17 protein-coding genes and 1 tRNA gene are annotated in these 19,779 nt (G+C 67.9%); 10 read left to right on the forward strand and 8 right to left on the reverse strand.

The window, feature by feature from the left end:
- Nucleotides 1-25: 25 nt before the first annotated feature.
- The 3 genes from ACUDTM_RS16180 to wrbA form a co-directional block, all read right to left on the reverse strand.
- Nucleotides 26-511: an asparaginase domain-containing protein gene (locus tag ACUDTM_RS16180; RefSeq protein WP_010481766.1), complete on the reverse strand. Its 486-nt coding sequence runs from the start codon at nucleotides 509-511 to the stop codon at nucleotides 26-28.
- A gap of 79 nt (nucleotides 512-590) precedes the next feature.
- Nucleotides 591-926 (reverse strand): DUF2069 domain-containing protein, encoded by a 336-nt coding sequence (locus ACUDTM_RS16185; protein ID WP_005415388.1) that lies wholly within the window; start codon nucleotides 924-926, stop codon nucleotides 591-593.
- On the reverse strand, nucleotides 923-1,516 hold the full coding sequence (gene wrbA / locus ACUDTM_RS16190; protein ID WP_049438254.1) for an NAD(P)H:quinone oxidoreductase: 594 nt from the start codon (nucleotides 1,514-1,516) through the stop codon (nucleotides 923-925). Before wrbA ends, ACUDTM_RS16185 begins: the two co-directional genes overlap by 4 nt.
- Before the next feature lie 77 nt (nucleotides 1,517-1,593).
- Here wrbA and ACUDTM_RS16195 point away from each other — a divergent pair, with 77 nt between their 5' ends.
- Both ACUDTM_RS16195 and ACUDTM_RS16200 read left to right on the forward strand, forming a co-directional pair.
- Nucleotides 1,594-2,868: a YihY family inner membrane protein gene (locus ACUDTM_RS16195; RefSeq protein ID WP_005415390.1), complete on the forward strand. Its 1,275-nt coding sequence runs from the start codon at nucleotides 1,594-1,596 to the stop codon at nucleotides 2,866-2,868.
- On the forward strand, nucleotides 2,865-3,440 hold the full coding sequence (locus tag ACUDTM_RS16200) for a TlpA family protein disulfide reductase (protein ID WP_072167911.1): 576 nt from the start codon (nucleotides 2,865-2,867) through the stop codon (nucleotides 3,438-3,440). The genes ACUDTM_RS16195 and ACUDTM_RS16200 overlap by 4 nt, the downstream gene beginning before the upstream one ends.
- Nucleotides 3,441-3,934: 494 nt before the next feature.
- On the opposite strand, the gene ppk2 is transcribed toward ACUDTM_RS16200, so the two are convergent.
- The 4 genes from ppk2 to hemA are packed head-to-tail and all read right to left on the reverse strand — an operon-like array spanning nucleotide 3,935 to nucleotide 8,819.
- Complete coding sequence (gene ppk2 / locus ACUDTM_RS16205) at nucleotides 3,935-4,717, reverse strand: polyphosphate kinase 2 (protein WP_088496485.1); 783 nt, start codon at nucleotides 4,715-4,717, stop codon at nucleotides 3,935-3,937.
- 46 nt (nucleotides 4,718-4,763) lie between these two features.
- The gene (locus ACUDTM_RS16210; protein WP_072167913.1) at nucleotides 4,764-6,470 is read right to left on the reverse strand and encodes an O-linked N-acetylglucosamine transferase, SPINDLY family protein; all 1,707 of its coding nucleotides are present in this window, start codon (nucleotides 6,468-6,470) and stop codon (nucleotides 4,764-4,766) included.
- A 5-nt stretch (nucleotides 6,471-6,475) separates the two neighbouring features.
- The gene (gene prfA, locus ACUDTM_RS16215; protein WP_014036080.1) at nucleotides 6,476-7,558 is read right to left on the reverse strand and encodes a peptide chain release factor 1; all 1,083 of its coding nucleotides are present in this window, start codon (nucleotides 7,556-7,558) and stop codon (nucleotides 6,476-6,478) included.
- On the reverse strand, nucleotides 7,536-8,819 hold the full coding sequence (gene hemA, locus ACUDTM_RS16220; protein ID WP_065178970.1) for a glutamyl-tRNA reductase: 1,284 nt from the start codon (nucleotides 8,817-8,819) through the stop codon (nucleotides 7,536-7,538). Before hemA ends, prfA begins: the two co-directional genes overlap by 23 nt.
- Nucleotides 8,820-8,882: 63 nt before the next feature.
- On the opposite strand from hemA, the gene ACUDTM_RS16225 reads away from it, so the two are divergent.
- The 8 genes from ACUDTM_RS16225 (at nucleotide 8,883) to ychF (ending at nucleotide 15,842) form a co-directional block, all read left to right on the forward strand.
- Entirely contained in the window at nucleotides 8,883-10,568 is a 1,686-nt protein-coding gene (locus ACUDTM_RS16225) for a tetratricopeptide repeat protein (protein ID WP_172412111.1), read from the forward strand.
- Nucleotides 10,565-11,224, forward strand: a complete 660-nt coding sequence (gene lolB, locus ACUDTM_RS16230; protein WP_445391413.1) for a lipoprotein insertase outer membrane protein LolB — start codon at nucleotides 10,565-10,567, stop codon at nucleotides 11,222-11,224. Before ACUDTM_RS16225 ends, lolB begins: the two co-directional genes overlap by 4 nt.
- Nucleotides 11,221-12,090 (forward strand): 4-(cytidine 5'-diphospho)-2-C-methyl-D-erythritol kinase, encoded by an 870-nt coding sequence (gene ispE / locus ACUDTM_RS16235; protein ID WP_072167916.1) that lies wholly within the window; start codon nucleotides 11,221-11,223, stop codon nucleotides 12,088-12,090. Before lolB ends, ispE begins: the two co-directional genes overlap by 4 nt.
- An 11-nt stretch (nucleotides 12,091-12,101) precedes the next feature.
- A tRNA-Gln gene (locus ACUDTM_RS16240) sits at nucleotides 12,102-12,178 on the forward strand.
- Between the two features lie 140 nt (nucleotides 12,179-12,318).
- A complete protein-coding gene (locus ACUDTM_RS16245; RefSeq protein ID WP_005415400.1) occupies nucleotides 12,319-13,278 on the forward strand; it encodes a ribose-phosphate diphosphokinase in 960 nt (319 codons plus the stop codon).
- Between the two features lie 110 nt (nucleotides 13,279-13,388).
- Nucleotides 13,389-14,006: a 50S ribosomal protein L25/general stress protein Ctc gene (locus ACUDTM_RS16250; RefSeq protein ID WP_005415401.1), complete on the forward strand. Its 618-nt coding sequence runs from the start codon at nucleotides 13,389-13,391 to the stop codon at nucleotides 14,004-14,006.
- 48 nt (nucleotides 14,007-14,054) lie between these two features.
- On the forward strand, nucleotides 14,055-14,633 hold the full coding sequence (pth, locus tag ACUDTM_RS16255) for an aminoacyl-tRNA hydrolase (RefSeq protein WP_072167917.1): 579 nt from the start codon (nucleotides 14,055-14,057) through the stop codon (nucleotides 14,631-14,633).
- A 117-nt stretch (nucleotides 14,634-14,750) separates the two neighbouring features.
- Nucleotides 14,751-15,842, forward strand: coding sequence for a redox-regulated ATPase YchF (gene ychF, locus ACUDTM_RS16260; RefSeq protein ID WP_005415403.1), 1,092 nt, complete (start codon nucleotides 14,751-14,753; stop codon nucleotides 15,840-15,842).
- Between the two features lie 504 nt (nucleotides 15,843-16,346).
- On the opposite strand, the gene ACUDTM_RS16265 is transcribed toward ychF, so the two are convergent.
- The gene (locus tag ACUDTM_RS16265; RefSeq protein WP_445391414.1) at nucleotides 16,347-19,586 is read right to left on the reverse strand and encodes an autotransporter family protein; all 3,240 of its coding nucleotides are present in this window, start codon (nucleotides 19,584-19,586) and stop codon (nucleotides 16,347-16,349) included.
- Between the last annotated feature and the right edge of the window lie 193 nt (nucleotides 19,587-19,779).

Genomic DNA, 19,779 nt, shown 5'->3' on the forward strand with positions numbered 1-19,779 from the left:
CCGAGCTTGGTCGGCGCGCGGTTCCTCAGACCGACTCGAAGCGGTTCGCGGCCACGTTCTTGCGCACGTGCTGCGGGTCGAAGATCCGCCCGTTCATCGCGATGTACACGCCGCTCGGCAGCGACTGCACCGCACCGATCGCACAGCCGATGTTGAACTCGGCATCCGAGCCGCGGAAGCGTGCCGGGCTCAGTGCGCCGGTCATCACGATGGTCTTGTCGGGGATTGTCGCCAGCACCTTGCCGGTCTGCACCATCGAGTCGGTGCCGTGGGTCACCAGGACGTGCCGGGTCGGCTGCGCGGCGATGGTGGCGCGGATCAGTTCGCGGTCCTCATCGTTGATGTGCAGCGAATCCTTGCGCAGGATCGGAATCACGTTGAAGCGGAACGTCACGCCCAGCTCGCGCAGGATCATGCCGATCTGCGGATCGCCGATCTGGTAGTCCGACTTGTCGTCGAAGTAGATCTTGTCGATCGTGCCACCGGTGGTGACGACCAGGAGCTCTTCCATCATGTGCATGCGCGAAACCAGGACAGGTACTGCGGCGCGGGGCCAGGAATGCAGATGATACGACCCAGCGGGCGCAGCGTCAGCGTTGCTTGCCGAAGCGGGCGCGCAGGCCGGGCAGGCTGGCGCTGAAGATCACCAGGAGGGCCAGCGCGATCTCGATCAGCGCCAGCCAGCGCGTTTCCGGGTGGCTCCAGGCGCTCATCACGCCGTGGCTGAACCAGCCCAGCGCCAGTACCGAGGCCCAGAATCCGGCCTTGCGCCAGCCCAGGCGCACGGCGATGGCCAGCGCCAGCGGCGGCGCGGTGAACACCAGCTGGGTCGCCAGCCAGTGCTTGTCATTGATGAACCAGCCCGCGAACAGCGCGGCCAGCCCCATCAGGGCCAGCAGCAGGACCGTGCGCGGCGCGGCGCTCATCGGGCCAACCGCTGCGCGATGCCGGCCACCCGGCGCCCCAGCGCGCGCGCCAGCACGGCTTCGTCGTCGGTCGGCTGCGGGTCGTCGGCGGCACCGGCTACGTGGCTGGCGCCATAGGGTGTGCCGCCACTGGTGGTATGGCTCAGCGCCGGTTCGGTGAACGGGATGCCGACGATCACGCAGCCATGGTGCAGCAGCGGCACCTGCATCGACAGCAGGGTCGATTCCTGCCCGCCATGCATGGATGCGGTGGACGTGAACACGCCGGCCGGCTTGCCGGAGAGGGTGCCATTGACCCATTCGGCGCCCAGCCCATCCAGGAAATGCTTCACCGGCGCGGCCATGTTGCCGAAGCGGGTCGGGCTGCCGAGCAGCAGGCCCTGGCATTCGACCAGGTCCTGCACGCTTACATAGGGGGCGCCATCGTCGGGTACCGGCGGCTGCGCGGTCTGGGTCACTGCGGCCACCGGCGGCACCGTGCGCAGGCGCGCGGTCATGCCCGGCACTTCGCCGATGCCCCGCGCGATCTGGCGCGCCAGCCGTGCCACCGAACCGCCCCGGCTGTAATACAGCACCAGAATCTCGCCCATCGTGCCCGCTTCTCCTCGTCGTGTGGCCACCAGTATGGCTATCCTGCGAGCATTCCGCATCGGGTACCCTTCCACCGATGGAACCTTTGGATACGCTCAACCTGTGGATGGAGCGCGCGCGGGATCGCGCACGGGCCATCAGTTTCGGCCGCTTCCTGTGGCATCGCTTCCTCGACGACCGCCTGTTCCAGGCAGCGGCGGCACTGGCGTACACCACGGTGTTCGCGCTGGTACCGCTGGCCATCGTGGTGTTCGGCGTGCTCTCGGCCTTCCCCGTTTTCGACCGCTGGAGCGACCAGCTCAGCGACTACGTCTTCTCCAACTTCGTGCCCTCCGCTGCGCGCGCGGCCGAGGGTTACCTGCGGCAGTTTTCGGCCAGTGCCGGCCAGCTGACCGCCGCCGGCTTCATCGCACTGGTCGCCTCACTGCTGATCACGCTCAACAGCGTGGAAGAGACCTTCAACCAGATCTGGCGGGTCGGCTCGAGCCGGCCCAAGCTGACCCGCTTCCTGGTCTACTGGACCGTGCTGACCCTGGGCGCGATGCTTGCCGCCGCGTCGCTGGCAGTATCGGCGAGGGTGTTCGCGATGCCGTTGTTCGGTACCCAGGAGGGCCGTTGGTTGGCCGAACTGGCGCTGCGGCTGGCACCGATCCTGATCGAGTTCGTTTGCATCACGCTGATGTTCCGTGTGGTACCGCACCACACCGTGAAATGGCGGCATGCCGTGCCCGGCGCGATCCTGGCGGCGGTCATCCTGGAGCTGGTGAAGTGGGGCATCGGCGCGTATCTGGGCAGCTTCCAGTCCTACCAGAAGCTGTATGGCACGGTCGCCTTCGTGCCGATCCTGCTGCTGTGGATCTACCTGTGCTGGGTGGCGGTGCTGCTGGGTGCGTCGCTGGCCTCCTCGATGGCCGCCTTCCGCTACCAGCCGGTCGAGCTGCGCCTGCCGCAGGGGTACGAGTTCTATGGGCTGCTGCGCCTGCTTGGCCGCTTCCAGCATGCGCGGGCCAAGGGCAAAGGCCTGGCCGATGACGAGATCCTGCGGCTGGAGCCGATGCTGACCGATTCACTGCTGCAGGACCTGATCTGCAACCTGCAGGAGATCGACCTGCTGCGCCGCGATGAGCGCGGCGAGTGGCTGCTGTCGCGCGACCTGGACCAGGTCAGCCTGGCCGATCTGTACGAATGCACCCAGCTGCGCATCCCGGTAGCCGAGCAGCACCTGCCGTATCGCGACGACAGCCTGGGCCGTGCCGCCTTGGCAGCGCTGGATGACCTGCGACTGCCCCTGCGCGAACGCCTGAAGCGCAAGGTCAGTGATATCTATACCGACTCTGGAGACACCCCATGACCCGCAAGACGTCGTTGCCGCTGCTGCTCCCGTTGACCCTGCTGCTGGCCCTGGCGGCCTGCAAACCGGCCCAGGAGCCGGCACCGGCCAGCAGCCAGCCACCGGCGCAGGCACCGACGCCGAGCACGCCGGCACCGGTCGAGGAAACCCCGGCCGAGCGCACCACCGCCGAGTTCCCGACGCTGAAGATGAAGGCGGTGGATGGCAGCGACTACGACCTGGCCGCGCATCGCGGCAAGTGGGTGGTGGTGAACTTCTGGGCCACCTGGTGCGCGCCGTGCCGCAAGGAGATGCCCGAGCTGTCGGCCCTGCATGCGATGCGCAGCAACATCGAAGTGGTCGGCTTGGCCTACGAGGACATCGAAGTGCCGGAGATGCAGTCGTTCCTGGCCAAGCATCCGGTGACCTATCCGATCGTGATCGTGGACCCGTTCGATCCGCCGGCCGACTTCGCCACGCCACGTGGTCTGCCGCTGACGCATCTCATCGATCCGCAAGGCAAGCTGGCGCACACGTTCCTTGGCCCGGTGACCGCCGCCGACATCGAAAAGCAGATCGCTGCTGCCAAGTAGGTTGGGTATCGGCAGGGCTGCGCCCTGCACCCGCGGTAGTGCCGGCCGCTGGCCGGCAACCCCAGCAGAAGCAACAGCAACAGCAACAGCCCAAGAGGGTTTCCTGTGGGGAGGCGGGGTGGGTCCGGTTGCGGGGGACGCCGTAAATACGTCCCTGTAGGCTCGGTCGCCGCATCCATGCGGCTCACGCCCCCGCAACCGGACCCACCCCGCCTTTGACAGTTCTCCGCGATCTGTCGGAATGGGATGGCCTGCTCTTGGTGGGTGTCGACCTTGGTCGACACGTAGATCCACGCCATGCGTGGATGCTCTTCGTTCCATTGTCGAAATGTTCGATTTCAATGGAGATTCATCCACGCATGGCGTGGATCTACCAGATCGCCGGAATCTGTCAGAGGTGGGGCGATGCCGGAGTGCGGGGTGTTGCTGTTGCTGTTGCCGGCCTGCGGCCGGCACTACCGCGGGTGCAGGGCCGCAGGCCCTGCCGACCCACCCTAATCCTCCACCGGGAAATCCTCGATCGGCTTCAGCACATCGAAGTGCTCGCGATGCAGCTTGCCCTTCAGCTTCGGCAGCTCCGGCAACGGTGCGTCCACCCGCGTGTCCGGCAACCGGTCCAGCAGGTTTCGCACCAGGGTCAGCCGGCCCAGCCGCTGGTCGTTGAAATCCACCAGCGTCCACGGCGCCGCCTCGCGATGCGTCGCGCGCAGCATCGCCTCGCGGGCCTCGGTGTACGCGCTGTACTTGCTGCGCGATTTCAGGTCGACCGGTGAGAGTTTCCAGCCCTTCAGCGGATCGAGATGGCGTTCGGCGAAGCGCTTTTCCTGCTGCTCCTGGTCCACGCACAACCAGTACTTGAACAGCAGGATGCCGTCGTCCACCAGCAGCTGTTCGAACACCGGCGCCTGGCGCAGGAACTGCTGGTACTCGGTTTCGCTGCAATAACCCATCACCCGTTCAACACCGGCACGGTTGTACCAGCTGCGGTCCATCAGCACGATCTCGCCGGCGGCGGGAAGATGCGCGGCGTAACGCTGGAAGTACCACTGCGTGGCTTCACGGTCGGTGGGCTTGGGCAGCGCCACCACCCGGCATTGGCGCGGGTTGAGATGCTGGCTGATGGCCTGGATCGCACCGCCCTTGCCGGCTGTATCGCGGCCTTCGAACAGCACCAGCAGGCGTTGCCCGCTGTACTGAACCCAGCGCGCCATTGCAGTCAGTTCCAGCTGCAGCGGCAGCAGCAGTTTGTCGTAGTCCTTGCGCTTGAGCTTGGCCATCGTCACGCCACGCGGGGAGGAAGCCGGAGCGTAACGCAGCGGTTGCTCAGGGGGTGTCGACGCCGCGCCAGCCCTGCTCGCCCGCCAGCGTCTGCAGCAGGGCGGAAAGGTCCTGGGCAAAACCTGCCATGTCGAATACACCACTGTCTTCGCGTGCCTGCGCCAGTTCGGCACGCAACGCTGCCAGCGCCGCCGGCTTGTTGCCCAGCGCGCTGGCAGTGGCGATGAACGCCGCATCGTCGGCAACGTTCATCCGCGAAAGACCCAGATGATGGTTGAGGCTGCCGGCCACGCGCGCGGCGAAGGTATCACCCGGGCAGGTCAGCACCGGGCAGCCGGCCCATAGCGCATCGGAGGCGGTGGTGTGCGCGTTGTACGGATGCGTGTCGAGGAACAGGTCGGCCAGCTGATAGCGGGCCAGGTACTGCGGATGCGGCAGCTTGGCCATGAACACCAGGCGCGCCGGGTCCAGGGCTGCGGCCTGCGCGGCCGCACGCAGGCGGGCGTCGGCCTTGCCGGGCCCGGACAGCAGCCACAGCACGCTGCCGGGCACGGCCTGCAGCACCGCGAAGGCGCGGCCCATGCTGCGCGGGTTGAGCTTGTAGCTGTTGTTGAAGCAGCAGAACACCACGCCGTGTTCGGGCAGCCCGCACTCGGCGCGGGACGGTGCCGGTTCCAGTACGCGGGTGTTGTCCGAGGGCTGGAAGGCACGTGGCAGGCGCAGGACGCGTTCGCTGAAGTGAGGTTCCAGCGATGCCGGCAGCACGAATTCGTCGGCGACCACGGCATCCAGCCAGCGCGCACCTGATGTGCCGGGGTAGGCCAGCCAGTTCAGCTGCAACGGGGCCGGGCGCATGGCCAGCACTTCGGGCGTGCCGCCGCCCCCCCAGCCGCGCAGGTCGAACAGCAGGTCGATGCCCTGTGCACGGATGCGGGCCGCGATGTCGGCATGCCGCAGTGCGGCCACGTCATGCAGGCGGGTGGCGGCCTGCAGGCGTTCGCGGATGCGGCTGCCATCGGCGCGGTTCAGCGCGAACAGGTGCAGTTGCAACGCCGGGTCATGGCGCAGGTGTTCGAGCAGGGCCACGGTCAGCAGCCCGGTGGGATGGGCGCCGAAGCCATTGGAGAGGAAGCCGACGCGCAACGCGCCGTGCTCGCGAACCTTCACTGCAGGAAGGGGGCGCACCGCCGACGCAACGACCGCGGCGCGTGCGCGCGCACAGGCCAACTGCTCCGCAGCGCTTACGTCTTCACTGAGGAAGGCGAAGGGTTCCACTGCACCCTGACCCGCGGCGAGCGCGTTGCGCACCTGCGCAGCCAGCGTGTCCACGTCCTGCCAGTCGCACAGGCGGCGCTGCCAGGCCAGGCGCTGGGCGGCGATGTAGGGTTCGCCCGGCATCAGCGCGTGCGCGCGGCGATAGGCCGCTGCTGCGCCTTCGGCATCATCGGCATCTTCCAGCGCGTGGCCCAGCCACAACGCGATGCCCGGGTGCTGCGGGGCCAATGCCGAGGCCTGGCCGAGCAGCTTCGCCGCGTCGGCGTGCGCGCCGGCCATCCACGCCACGCGCCCCAGCCGCGCCAGCGCTTCGGGGTGGTTGGGGCGCAGCTGCAGGGCACGTCGTGCGGCCTGCTCGCCGGCAGCGATGTCGCCGGCTTCCAGTTCCAGATCGGCCAGCATCACCCAGGCGACGAAGTCGCCGGGCTGGCGTGCGATCGCCTGCTGCAGGTGCTGCCGCTGCTGCCAGGCCGTCATCGTGCTCAGCCCGCCGACAGCTGGGCCAGGGCGTCGACCTGGTGTTCGTGGCTGAGCCGCTGCAGCAGCGGGTCGAGGTCACCGGCCAGGATGTTGGGCAGGTCGTACAACGTCAGGCCTTCCACGCGGTGGTCGGTGATCCGGCCCTGCGGGAAGTTGTAGGTGCGGATGCGCTGGCTGCGATCGCCGCTGCCGACCTGCAGGCGCCGCGACTCGGCCTGTGCCGCGTCCTGGCGCTGGCGCTCGGCATCGAGCAGCTGCGCCTTCAGGCGCTTCATCGCCTTGTCGCGGTTGGCGTGCTGGCTGCGCTCGGTCTGGCACTCCACCACCACGCCGGTCGGCACGTGGGTGATGCGGATCGCGGACTCGGTCTTGTTGACGTGCTGGCCACCGGCGCCGGACGAGCGGAACGTATCCACCTTCAGGTCGGCCGGGTTGATGACGATGTCATCGACTTCGTCGGCCTCGGGAATGATCGCCACGGTCGCGGCCGAGGTATGGATACGGCCCTGCGATTCGGTGGCCGGCACGCGCTGCACGCGATGCGTGCCCGATTCGAACTTCAGGCGCGAGAACGCACCACGGCCGACCACACGCGCCACCACTTCCTTGTAGCCGCCATGCTCGCCGGGGTTGTCCGATTCGATCTCGACCTTCCAGCCCTGGCGCTCGGCATAGCGGGCGTACATGCGGAACAGGTCGCCGGCGAAGATCGCGGCTTCGTCGCCGCCGGTGCCGGCGCGCACTTCCAGGAACAGGTTGCCTTCGTCGCGCGGGTCACGCGGCACCAGCAGCAGCGCAAGCTCCTGCTCCAGTTCCTGCAGGCGCGCCTGCGCGGCGGCGATTTCCTCGTCGGCCAGCTCGCGCAGGTCGGGGTCGGCGCGCATGCCTTCGGCGGCGGCCAGGTCGGCCTTGGCACGGGCTTCATCGGCCAGTGCAGTGGCGACCGGTTCAAGTTGGGCGAATTCGCGCGAAAGGTCGCGGAAACGGGTGTTGTCGGCGACCACGTCGGGTTCGGCGAGCAGGCGTTCCAGTTCTTCGCGGCGCTCGGCCAGCGCTTCCAGCTTACGGCGCAGGGTCGGCGTCATCGGGTCTCACGGGTGGGTGGTGGTAGCCCGGCGTGGCCGGGAACAGGCGCTCGGCGGCGCGGGTCAGGTCGGCATCGCCACTCAGCGCGGCGGCGCGCAGTGCGGCGGTCGGCGGATGCAGCAGGCGGTTGGTCAGGCCGTGGGCCAGCAGTTCCAGCACTTCGTCGGCGGGCTTGCCGTTGGCCAGCTGCTGGCGTGCGCGCTCCAGCAACTCGGCGCGGGTGGCCTCGCCGAACGCACGCAGCTGCCGCAAAGGCGCCTGATGGGCACTGGCCTGCTGGGTCTCGACGTAACGCGATACCTGCAGGTCGATGATCGCCTCGGCTTCGGCGGCGGCCTCGCGGCGGCCACGGCGGTTGTCTTCCACCGCGCGCTCCAGGTCATCGACGGTGTAGAGGAAGGCATCGTTGAGCGTGCCGACCTCGGCTTCGATGTCGCGCGGAACGGCCAGGTCGAACAGCAGCATCGGCTTGTGCCGGCGTGCACGCAGGGCCTTGGCCACCATCTCGCGATGGATCACCGGCTCGCGCGCGGCGGTGGCCGAGAACACCACGTCGGCCTCGCCCAGGTGACGGTCCAGTTCGGTCAGCGGCAGGGCCACGCCGCCATGGCGGCTGGCCAGTTCCTGCGCGTGGGCCAGGGTGCGGTTGGCGATCAGCAGCCGCCGCACCTTGCCTTCGCTCAGGTGCCGTGCAGCCAGCTCGATGGTCTCGCCGGCACCAACCAGCAGCACAGTGGAGTCGTCCAGCCGGGCGAACGCGTTCTGCGCCAGGCGCACCGCCGCCGACGCCACCGATACCGGGTTGGCACCGACCTGGGTATCGGTGCGCGCCCGCTTGGCCACCGAGAAGGTCTGCTGGAACAGGCGGTCCAGGCGCTGGCCGAGCAGGCCATGGTCGCGCGCGGTCGACCAGGCGTCCTTCACCTGGCCGAGGATCTGCGGTTCGCCCAGCACCATCGAGTCCAGCCCGGTGGCGACCCGGAACAGGTGGCGCACAGCCTCGGCATCGGCATGCTGGTACAGATAACCCTGCAGGTCACCGGCCTGGCTGCGCAGCCACTGGTCCAGCGCCTGTGCCGACTCGGCCACGGCGTACAGCTCGGTGCGGTTGCAGGTGGACAGCAGGACCGCCTCGGCGATCTGCGGGGTATCGCGCAGCGAGCCCAGCGCACGCGGCAACGCCTCACCGGCGAAGGCCGCGCGCTCGCGCAGCTCCACCGGTGCGGTCTGGTGATTCAGTCCGAGCACCCACAGGGTCATTGTTCAGTTGCTTGCGATAAGCTGCTGGCCATTGGACGACATTTTAAGGCCCCGATGCCGACGATGCCCGCATTGATTCGCATCCCCAGTGTTCTGCTGCTGTCCCTGGCCTGCGCGCAGGCCCTGGCGGCGGTGCCGCCCAAGGCCCCCGTGCGGGCCGCGGCCACCGGGGAACTGGCGCTGGAGCCGGTGATGGCCGGTGAGTTCGCCCTGCAGGCCGGCAAGCTGGCCGAGGCCGCGCGCTGGTACCTGCAGGCCGCGCAGCAGACTGACGGCGATGCTGGCCTGGCCGAGCGCGCGACCCGTATCTCCATGCTTGCCAACGATGACGCCAGCGCCGCCAAGGGCCTGGCCCTGTGGCAGCAGCGCGCCCCGCGTTCGTTGACCATGCGCAGCGCCGCCGGTGCGCTGGCCATGCGCCAGGGTGATGTGAAGGCCGCCCGCACTGAATTGCAGGCGCTGCTGGCCGACCCCGACGAGCGCGGCTGGAAGTTCGCCCTGGCCGCGCTGATCGGCGGTGGCCGCGACCCGGCGGTGCCGGCGCAGGTGCTCGGCGAGCTGGTCGATGCCAATGCGATTCCGCCGAAGATCGAGGCCTGGCAGGAGTTCGGCCGCCTCGCCCTGCGCATGGACAAGCCCGACCTGGCGCGTCGCATGATCGATGAAGTGGTCAGGCGCTTCCCCGAAGAACCGCGCGTAGCGTTGCTGCGTGCCAGCCAGCTGCAGCAGGCCGGCGAGACCGACAAGGCCTTGTCGCTGCTGCACGACGTCGAGCCGAAGACCCGGCAGGACCCCGAGCTGCGCAATGCGGTGGCCATCGCCTACGACAGCCTGGGGCAACCGGCTGCGGCCGAGCGCGTACTGGCATTCGGCCCGCAGGATGTGCAGACCTGGGGCATGCGCGCTTCACTGTTGGCCAAGCAGGGCGACAAGGCGGCGCTGTCCAACCTCTACAACGAACTGTCGCGGCAGGCGGCCAAGCCGGACCCCGCGCAGCGCCTGTTGCTGGGCAAGATCGCCGAATACCTGAAGCGCTATCCCGAGGCGGTGCAGTGGTACCACAGTGTGCCCGGCGGTGATGAGCTGAGCGAGGCGCGCCTGCGTGCGGCAAACGCCCAGGCGCTGGCCGGACGGCTGCCGCAGGCACTGGATGAGGTGCACGCGATCCAGTCCGACGCGGTGGTCGACGATGATGTGCGCCGTGACGCGTATCTACTGGAGGCCGAGCTGCGCCAGCGCGGCGATGACAGTGCTGGCGAACTGGATGCGCTTGCCCGCGGCCTGGCCGCCTACCCGGATGACAATGGCCTGCTGTACGCCCGCGCGCTCACCTGGGAGCGTCGGGACGATATTCCGCGCGCCGAGGCCGACCTGCGCAAGATCCTGGTGACCGACCCGGAAAACGTGCCGGCCCTGAACGCCTTGGGCTACACCCTGGCTGACCGTACCGGGCGCCTGCAGGAGGCGCTGGAGCTGATCGACCGCGCCCGCGTCGCCGAGCCGGACAACGCCGCTATCGTCGACAGCTATGGCTGGGTGCTGTATCGCCTGGGCCGCAAGGACGAAGCGCTGGTGCAGCTGCGCCGGGCCTGGACCCTGGCCAAGGACCCGGAGATTGCCGCCCATGTCGGCGAGGTGCTGTGGGTGCTGGGCAAGCATGACGAGGCCCGCCACTTCTTCGACGAAGCCGCCAAGCTCGACCCTGAAAACCGCGCGCTGCTGCGCGCCCGCGAGAAATTCAATCCATGAGTGTTTCCCTGATCCGGCCGCTGCTGTTGGCGGCAGCGACCCTGGCGGTGACCGCCTGTACCAGCGTGGGCACGCAGAAGACCCCGCCACCGGCGGTGGTCGAGACGGTCTCGGCCGAAGCGGCGCGGGCCGAAGCGGCGCGCGTGGCCGCCCTGCATGCACAGCCGGACTGGGCCTTCCAGGGCCGGGTCGCGGTCAGCAAGGGCAAGGACGGCGGCAGCGGTCGCATCGACTGGAAGCAGCAAGGCCGCCGCTACGTGGTGGAGTTGAGCGCGCCGGTGACCCGGCAGAGCTGGAAGCTGACCGGCGATACCCATTCCGAAGCTGGCCGCCTGGAAGGACTGACGGGCGGCTCGCGCGACGGCGAGGACGCCCAGCAGCTGTTGCTGGAGGCGACCGGCTGGGACATTCCGGTCAACCAGTTGCCGGAGTGGATCCGCGGGCTGGTCGCCGGCGACGCCGCCGGCCCCGAGACGGTCGAACGCGACGGTGAAGGCCGGCCGCGCCGCATGCAGCAGATGGGCTGGCAGGTACAGTACCTGGACTGGTACCCGGCCGACGCCGGACGACCGGCGCTGCCGCGCCGGATCGAGGCCAGCAATGGTGACGCCAAGGTGCGCCTGCTGGTGGACCAGTGGGGGCAGGGCACGCCATGAGTGGGGCAGTCGACGACGCGGGCTGGTCCTGGTGGCCGGCCCCGGCCAAGCTGAACCTGTTCCTGCACATCACCGGCCGCCGGGCCGACGGCTACCACGAACTTCAGACCGTGTTCCGCCTGCTGGACTGGGGCGATCGCATCGGCCTGCGCCTGCGTGAAGACGGCCAGGTGCGCCGGCACGGCGAGGGCCTGGCGGGCGTGGCCGAGGGCGACGATCTGGCGGTACGTGCCGCGAAGCTGCTGAAAGAGACGACCAATGTCGCGCAAGGTGCGGACATCATCGTTGAAAAGCATGTTTCAGCCGGCGGCGGCTTCGGTGGCGGCTCGTCCGATGCGGCCACGGTACTGGTGGTGCTGAACCGGCTCTGGCAGGCCGGGCTGGACGAAGAGGCGCTGGCCGCGCTGGGCCTGCGCCTGGGCGCCGACGTGCCGGTGTTCGTGCGCGGTCGCAACGCCTGGGCAGAAGGGGTGGGCGAGCGCCTGCAGCCGATCACGCTGGCGCCGGCCTGGTATGTGGTGGTTGAACCGGGCGTTCATGTTCCCACGCCGGCCCTGTTTGCAGACCCGGATTTGACGCGCGACAGCCCAGTGGCGAAAATAGAGGACTTCGCTTCCGGGACCCTGGTCGGGAACGCGTTCGAACCGGTGCTGCGCCGCCGTGAGCCTGCCGTCGAGGCAGCGCTTGCCGCGTTGAGCGACATCGGCACGGCGCGGCTGACCGGTTCGGGAAGTGGTTGTTTCGTCGAATTCGCGTCGCAGTCTGCTGCAGAGCAGGGACGGTCGAAATTGCCGAAGGAGTTGCGGGCAAGGGTGGCAGCGGGCGTTGCGCGTTCGCCACTGCTGGATGCACTCGAGCAACACTGATTTATCAATGCAGGGGCGTCGCCAAGAGGCCCAAGGCACCAGGTTTTGATCCTGGCATTCGTAGGTTCGAATCCTACCGCCCCTGCCAATAGCGGCTGTGTCCGCGCCTTCCAGCGCATCGCCCGCGCGGGACGTGGAAACAACCGCGGTGTTGTCAGCAGCAGGGGTCCATCCGGGTCCTTGCCGCCCCCGGATCCCCGCCACTCGTCCCCGCCCGAGACAATCATGATGCAAGAGTCCCCGAACCTGCTGGTCTTTTCCGGCAACGCCAACAAACGTCTGGCGCAGAACATCTGCAAGGAACTGGGGGTTCGCCCGGGCAAGGCGCTGGTCTCGCACTTCTCCGATGGCGAAGTGCAGGTGGAGATCGAAGAGAACGTCCGCAAGCAGGACGTGTTCGTGATCCAGCCGACCTGCGCGCCGAGCGCGGAAAACCTGATGGAACTGCTGGTGCTGATCGACGCGCTCAAGCGCGCATCGGTGGCCAGCGTGACCGCGGTGGTGCCGTACTTCGGCTACTCGCGCCAGGATCGCCGCATGCGCTCCTCGCGCGTGCCGATCACCGCCAAGCTGGCGGCGAAGATGTTCAGCACCGCGGGCGCTGATCGCGTGCTGACCGTCGACCTGCACGCCGACCAGATCCAGGGCTTCTTCGATATTCCGGTGGACAACGTGTACGCGTCCCCGCTGCTGCTGGCCGACATCTGGCGCGCCTACGGCACCGAGAACCTGATCGTCGTCTCGCCGGACGTGGGCGGCGTGGTCCGCGCCCGTGCGGTGGCCAAGCGCCTGGATGACGCCGACCTGGCGATCATCGACAAGCGCCGCCCGCGCGCCAACGTCTCCACCGTGATGAACATCATCGGTGACGTCGAAGGCAAGACCTGCGTGATGGTCGATGACATCGTCGATACCGCCGGCACCCTGTGCGCCGCTGCCGCTGCCCTGAAGGCGCGCGGTGCGCTCAAGGTCGCCGCCTACTGCACCCACGCGGTGCTGTCGGGCCCGGCGGTGGACAACATCACCAATTCCCAGCTCGACGAGCTGGTGGTGACCGACACCATCCCGCTGAAGGACGCCGCGCGGGTGTGCAGCAAGATCCGCCAGCTGAGCGTGGCGGAGATGCTGGCCGAAACGATGCGCCGCATCGCCTTCGGCGAGTCGGTCAGCTCGCTGTACGTCGACTGAGTTTTTCGTCCCTGCCGGCAACGGCGGGGACATACCCCGGGTGCTTCTGGTCGCGGAAGCATCTTCAACCGCCACGCCGCAGGGCGCGGCAACAACCTGAGTAGTCGAAAATGTCGAAGACCCATGAAATCAAGGTCACCAAGCGTGAACTGCAGCGTAAGGGTGCGAGCCGCCGCCTGCGTCACGCCGGTGTGATCCCGGCCATCGTGTACGGCGGCAACGCCGAGCCGGTCGCCATCAGCCTGGACCACAACGAAATCTGGCTGGCCCAGCAGAACGAGTGGTTCTATGCCTCGATCCTGGACCTGAACCTGGACGGCCAGGTGCAGAAGGTCCTGCTGCGTGACATGCAGCGCCACCCGTACAAGCAGCTGATCATGCACCTGGACTTCCAGCGCGTGAACGAGAACGAAGCCCTGACCGCTTCGGTCCCGCTGCACTTCGTCAACGAAGACACCTCGCCGGCCGGCAAGGCTGCCGACGTCGTGGTCACCCACGAACTGAAGGAAGTGACCATCACCTGCCTGCCGAAGGACCTGCCGGAGTCGATCGAAGTCGACCTGGGTGAGCTGAAGGCCGGTGACGTGGTGTACCTGTCCGACATCAAGCTGCCGAAGGGCGTGGAAATCCCGGCCCTGGCGCTGGGCAAGGACCACGACGACGCCATCGTCACCGCCAAGGCCGGCAAGGCCGACGCGGCCGACGAAGAAGCGGCTGCCGCCGAGTAATACCGCTGCGGTGCCTGCCTCCGGGCAGGCACCGTACTGGAAGGAACCATGGCAGGACTGCGACTGATCGTCGGTCTGGGCAACCCCGGATCGGAACACGCCCGGACCCGGCACAATGCCGGGTTTCATTTCGTTGAGGCCCTGGCGGAAAAAGCCGGTGCGCGATGGAATGTGGACAGCAAGCTGTTCGGCGAGACCGCCAAGGTCGAGATCGCCGGGCAGACGGTGTGGCTGCTCAAGCCCGCCACCTTCATGAACCTCAGCGGCAAGTCGGTCACCGCCGCGCAGCGGTTCTGGAAGATCGAGCCGGAGGAAACCCTGCTGGCCCACGACGAACTGGACCTGCCGCCCGGCGCGGCACGGCTGAAGTTCGACGGTGGCCACGGTGGCCAGAACGGCCTGCGCGACACCATGCGCCTGCTCGGCCACGGCAAGTTCCATCGCCTGCGCGTGGGCATCGGCCATCCCGGCCACAAGGACCGCGTGGTGGGTTGGGTGCTGGGGCGCCCGTCGAAGGACGACGACGTGCTGATCGCACGCGCCATCGATGATGCGATCGACGTGATGCCGCTGGCGGTGCAGGGCGATTTCAACGAAGCGATGAAGCGGCTGCACACCCCGAAGTAAACCGCTTTGGGTAGGTGCCAACCTTGGTTGGCACACAATGATCGACACCGAGATGGATTGGCCAAGCAGCGCGCGCGCTGTTTCACCAATCACTTTCACCCCAGAGAGCTGTCACCCATGGGTATCAAATGCGGCATCGTCGGCCTGCCCAACGTCGGCAAGTCGACCCTGTTCAATGCGCTGACCAAGGCGGGTATCGCCGCGGCGAACTTCCCGTTCTGCACCATCGAGCCGAACGTCGGCATCGTGCCGGTACCGGATCCGCGCCTGAACGAGCTGGCGGGCATCATCAACCCGCAGAAGGTCATCCCGACCGCGGTCGAGTTCGTCGACATCGCCGGCCTGGTGGCCGGTGCCGCCAGCGGTGAAGGCCTGGGCAACAAGTTCCTGGCGCACATCCGCGAAGTCGATGCGATCACCCACGTGGTGCGCTGCTTCGAGCACGGTGACATCGTGCACGTGGCCGGCAAGGTCGATCCGATCTCGGACATCGAAACCATCGATACCGAGCTGGCGCTGGCCGACCTGGACAGCGTCGAGAAGGCGCTGAACCGTGCCGAGCGCGCCGCCAAGGGCGGTGACAAGGACGCCGCGGCGCGCAAGCCGGTGCTGGCCAAGCTGCAGGCGGCGCTGTCGGAGGGCAAGGCCGGTCGCTCGGCGGGCCTGGACGAGGAAGAGAAGGCGCTGGTGCGCGATCTGTTCCTGCTCACCCTGAAGCCGGTGATGTACATCGCCAACGTGCTGGAAGACGGTTTCGAGAACAACCCGCACCTGGAAGCCGTGCGCGCGCATGCCGCCGCCGAGGGCGCGCAGGTGGTGCCGGTGTCGGCCGCGATCGAAGAAGAGCTGTCCCAGCTCGACGACGAGGACCGCGATACCTTCCTGGCCGACCTGGGCCTGAGCGAGCCGGGTTTGAACCGCGTGATCAACGCGGCCTACAGCCTGCTCGGCCTGCAGACCTACTTCACCGCTGGCGTGAAGGAAGTCCGTGCGTGGACCGTGCGCAAGGGCGCCACTGCCCCGCAGGCCGCCGCGGTCATCCACACCGACTTCGAGAAGGGTTTCATCCGCGCCGAAACCATCGCGTATGACGACTTCATCAAGTACAAGGGCGAAGCCGGCGCCAAGGAAGCCGGTCGACTGCGCCTGGAAGGCAAGGAATACCGCGTGCAGGAAGGCGACATCCTGCACTTCCGCTTCAACGTCTGATCCAGCGGCATCGGATCGACCCCGGACGCCCCGCCTTGTGCGGGGCGTCTGCGTTTCTGGCGATGGACAAAAAATCACCACGCTGCGAAACGCTTGCGGCGTGACGTTCGCCGGCACTTGTCCACAGCAAACTCCCATCGCTTTCCACGCCGCATGTGGAAAACCGTGCAGCTCCCCTGTAGCGCCGAGCCCACGCTCGGCTTGGGGGGCATCAGCCGAGCGTGGGCTCGGCTCTGCCAGGCTTGCCTGTGCAATGTGGACAAATTTTCACCACGCTTCGAAATGCTTGCGGTGCAATGCTCGCACCCACTTGTCCACACCAAATCCCAACCACTCTCCACGGCGGATGTGGAAAACCGCGCATGGGCGTGGACAAAAAAACGCCACTCCCTGAAACGCTTGATGCGTGGAGCTCACCGCCACTTGTCCACATCAAACTCCCATCGCTTTCCACGCGGCATGTGGAAAAAGTGCCCGGCACTCCCTTGCCGGACACTTCCCGCATCACCAGGTGTACGACACGCCCAGCTGGGCACCGACGTCGCGGAAGCCCATGCCGCCGCTCTGCCGGCTCACTTCGCCCCAGCCGCGCCAGCCGCCGGACAGATCCACCTGTACACCGGCCTTGGCTTCGTAGATGTCGCGCGGCAACTGCCGCTGCAGCCGTTCACCGTCCATCGCCAAGCCCGCGCCATTGCCGCCGGACCACCAGTTCACTGCCATGTACGGATGCACCTGGCCCTGCGCCGGGCTCAACCCGCGGCTGTAGAGGCGCAGGCCGAGGCGGGTGCTGGTCTCGTCACCACTGCGGTCTTCGACCACCGTGCCGTTGGCCTCGACCACGCGGTCGCTGTCATAGCGGCTGTGCACCAACTGCAGTTGCGGTTGCAGGTAGATGCCGCGCTGCGCGGTGCGCCGCAGGGGCAGCACATAGCCGGCTTCGGCCGATGCACTCCAGTTGCGGGCGTCATAACGTTCCTTCTGCAGGCCATCGCCCTGCACGCTGTTGCGGAAGCGGCCGTACTGCAGCCAACCATCCACATAGGCGCCGCCCTGCATGCGCGCATCCTGCAGCCACGTGGCATAGGCACCCACACTGGTGCCGGTGACCACGCCACGCGCGGTATAGCCGGTCACCTGCGAGCGGCTGTCATTGCGCGCGCGGCCGTGGCCGAGCATCGCACCTGCCTGCAGTTCGCCCGCGCCGCCCACCTCGAAGCGACGGCCGACGCCGACCAGCACGCTGCTGATCTGCCCATCGACCTGGATCTGGCGGCTGCGGTCGTGGCTGTCGGGCTGCGCGCTCCGAAGGTGCATCCAGGCCACGGCATCGCTGCTGGTGCCGGCCTCGGCGGCGGGGTCACCGGCGCGGTCGTGCAGGCTGTGCCGGAACATGCCCAGCGCGGCGCTGCGGTTGGCCAGGTAGGCCGCCGGTTCCGGGCGTTCCACCTGCGGGCGCGGTGGATCGATCGGCGGCTCCGGCGGCAACGGTGGATCGACCGGCGGTTCCGGCGGTGACGGTGGATCGACCGGCGGCTCCGGCGGCTGCGGCGGATCAATCGGCGGTTCCGGCGGATCGACGGGTGGCACGTATTCCGAACGCAGGTACCAGTTGCCATCATCCGGGGTCGACACGCCGCCCTTGAACAGGAAGTAGTCGTAGGCACCGGCGACCGCGCGTCCCTGCAGGCTGAACTGTGCATCGGACTGGCCGCCAACGGTGATCAGGCGGATACCCTCCTGCGTCAGTGCACCGGCACCGCCGGCATTGCGCACGCTCACGCTGGCAGTGCCGCTGCTGTTGCCACTGATGACCAGCTGGTCGCCCAGCGAAGTGTCGTCACCCAGTGCACGGTTGAAGATCCACTGACCACCGTTGCCCACATAGTCGCCGCTGACAGTGACGGTCTTGAAGCCGCTTGCCCCCGGGGCATCGAAGGCGATGGTGCCGGCGTGTTCGAGCGCGCCGACGCTGGAACTGGCACGCACGTTCCACTGGCTGCTGCCATCCAGCGCAAGCTGTGCGACCTGGTAGCCTGAGTTGTTGCGCAGGGCACCGCTGAACGTGGTGCCGTTGCCCAGCACCATGCGTACGTCAGCCGTTGCGCTGTCGACCACCACGTCACCGCGCAGCGTGCTGGCGTCGGCGCTGAAGTCGATGCGGCTGGTCGCCACGCTGCTGCCATCGGTGAACACCGTGTCGCTGACCCGCAGCAGGCGCCCGCTGCCGTCGCCTGCGGTCACGTCGCTGCCATTGACGGTCAACGCATGGTTGCTGCCCTGCAGCCAGAACGCGGCGCCGCTGGCGGTCTCGATGTGGCTGTCATTGAAGGTGGCCCGGTTCCAGTACGGGCCGAACGCGGTCAGGTAGGAGCGGTAGCCACCACTGTTGCTGCCGGTCATGCGGATGTCCAGGCGATCGGCCTGGGTCAGCCGCGCGGTGTTCATGTGCACGATGCCGAACGCGTTCTCGCCGTCGCCGCGGATCGCAACGGTGTCGAGCAGCGCGGTGGCGGTGGAGCCACCGATGAACACGCCGCCACCCCCGTTGCCGCGCACGTCGATCACGTTGCCGGTGGCTTCAATGCGGCTGGCGGTGCTGCCGGTGGAACCGGTCACGCGTACGCCATAGGTCGTATCGCCGTGCGTGGTGATCCGGCCGCCCTGCACGGTGGCGACCCCGCCGGCGATCTCGACACCGTAGCCGTAGGTGTCGGTCCAGGTGTCGATGGTGCTGTCGGTCAGCTGCAGGCGCGACTCATCGCTGGCCAGCCAGAATCCGGAGTAGCCATCACGCACATCGAACGCGGCGTCGCGGGCGGTCAGCTGCCCCCAGCTGTTGATGTTCACGCCATAGCCGCCGACAGTGTAGAAGCTGCCGCCGTTGATCACTGCGCTGGAATAGGTCTTGCTGATGCGGCTGCCGAGCAGGCGCATGCTGCCACCCACCGAGTGCGCTTCCACGTTCTCCAGCAGCACGCTGCCACCACTGTCGATATCGAACCAGCCGCCTTCCATGTAGGTGTCATACAGCTCGGCGCGGCTGCCCGCGCCATCGACGGCAACGCCGGCGAGGATGCCACCGGGAGCGAGGGTGATGCGGCTGTTGCGGATCGTCAGCAGGCCCGCGCTGTCGGCGCGCAGACGGGCACCACCGTCGGCGCTCATCTGCAGATCGGCCAGGTGCAGTTCACTGCCCTTGCCGGACGCACCGGCCAGCGCCGCACCGGTACCTGTCACTGAAAGGCGGCCCCCGGTGTAACGGATCACGCCACCGTTGTAGGCCTGCACGCTGCCGAATCCGCTGCCGTTGCGCGTGGCATCGATATCGACATCGCGCGCATCGATCACGCTGCCGGCACCATTGGCATACAGTGCGTAGAAGCCCACGCCGGTAGCGGGTGCGATCGACAGGGTGGCACCGCGCAGCTGCACCTGGCCGCCACTGGCAGCAGACACGGCGCTGCCATTACCGGTCACGTTGATGCGGCTGCCGTCGATCAGTGCGCTGCTGCCAGCGCCGGTGACGGTCAGTGCGAAGCTGCCCGCGCCATGGGTGAGGACATCATCGGCACCCAGCTGCAGGTTGTTGCCATCGCTGACCTGCAGGGGCCCGGTCAGATCGGCGGCGTGGACTGGCAGTGCCGCCCACAGGGCGGTTGCCAGCAGGCTGGGAAGGAGGGGAGCAGGCGCGAGGCGCGCGCGCCCGGACGCTCGGCGGCGCCGAGTGGGGGAGGCGTACATGCTGTTGGACTTCCTGTGGCAGGGCGCAGCAGGGCTGCGCGGACTGGCGCGGCAGGGCCGCGTCGCTGCGGAAGCCACACGCGATGGCAGCTGCAGGCGCCATCGGGCTTCCGTCCCCCACGGCGACGCGGTTGCTGCCGGCAGGCGCACCATGGCGGGATGCGTCCAGCCTAGAAATCGGCACTGTCCTATG

The sequence above is a fragment of the Stenotrophomonas maltophilia group sp. vghtpe118 genome (assembly GCF_052605195.1).

What these genes read in the sequence shown, in the direction of transcription:
- ACUDTM_RS16180 (WP_010481766.1), bottom strand. Translation starts at nt 511, where the DNA reads ATGGAAGAGCTCCTGGTCGTCACCACCGGTGGCACGATCGACAAGATC.
- ACUDTM_RS16185 (WP_005415388.1), bottom strand. Translation starts at nt 926, where the DNA reads ATGAGCGCCGCGCCGCGCACGGTCCTGCTGCTGGCCCTGATGGGGCTG.
- wrbA (WP_049438254.1), bottom strand. Translation starts at nt 1,516, where the DNA reads ATGGGCGAGATTCTGGTGCTGTATTACAGCCGGGGCGGTTCGGTGGCA.
- ACUDTM_RS16195 (WP_005415390.1), top strand. Translation starts at nt 1,594, where the DNA reads ATGGAACCTTTGGATACGCTCAACCTGTGGATGGAGCGCGCGCGGGAT.
- ACUDTM_RS16200 (WP_072167911.1), top strand. Translation starts at nt 2,865, where the DNA reads ATGACCCGCAAGACGTCGTTGCCGCTGCTGCTCCCGTTGACCCTGCTG.
- ppk2 (WP_088496485.1), bottom strand. Translation starts at nt 4,717, where the DNA reads ATGGCCAAGCTCAAGCGCAAGGACTACGACAAACTGCTGCTGCCGCTG.
- ACUDTM_RS16210 (WP_072167913.1), bottom strand. Translation starts at nt 6,470, where the DNA reads ATGACGGCCTGGCAGCAGCGGCAGCACCTGCAGCAGGCGATCGCACGC.
- prfA (WP_014036080.1), bottom strand. Translation starts at nt 7,558, where the DNA reads ATGACGCCGACCCTGCGCCGTAAGCTGGAAGCGCTGGCCGAGCGCCGC.
- hemA (WP_065178970.1), bottom strand. Translation starts at nt 8,819, where the DNA reads ATGACCCTGTGGGTGCTCGGACTGAATCACCAGACCGCACCGGTGGAG.
- ACUDTM_RS16225 (WP_172412111.1), top strand. Translation starts at nt 8,883, where the DNA reads ATGCCCGCATTGATTCGCATCCCCAGTGTTCTGCTGCTGTCCCTGGCC.
- lolB (WP_445391413.1), top strand. Translation starts at nt 10,565, where the DNA reads ATGAGTGTTTCCCTGATCCGGCCGCTGCTGTTGGCGGCAGCGACCCTG.
- ispE (WP_072167916.1), top strand. Translation starts at nt 11,221, where the DNA reads ATGAGTGGGGCAGTCGACGACGCGGGCTGGTCCTGGTGGCCGGCCCCG.
- ACUDTM_RS16245 (WP_005415400.1), top strand. Translation starts at nt 12,319, where the DNA reads ATGCAAGAGTCCCCGAACCTGCTGGTCTTTTCCGGCAACGCCAACAAA.
- ACUDTM_RS16250 (WP_005415401.1), top strand. Translation starts at nt 13,389, where the DNA reads ATGTCGAAGACCCATGAAATCAAGGTCACCAAGCGTGAACTGCAGCGT.
- pth (WP_072167917.1), top strand. Translation starts at nt 14,055, where the DNA reads ATGGCAGGACTGCGACTGATCGTCGGTCTGGGCAACCCCGGATCGGAA.
- ychF (WP_005415403.1), top strand. Translation starts at nt 14,751, where the DNA reads ATGGGTATCAAATGCGGCATCGTCGGCCTGCCCAACGTCGGCAAGTCG.
- ACUDTM_RS16265 (WP_445391414.1), bottom strand. Translation starts at nt 19,586, where the DNA reads ATGTACGCCTCCCCCACTCGGCGCCGCCGAGCGTCCGGGCGCGCGCGC.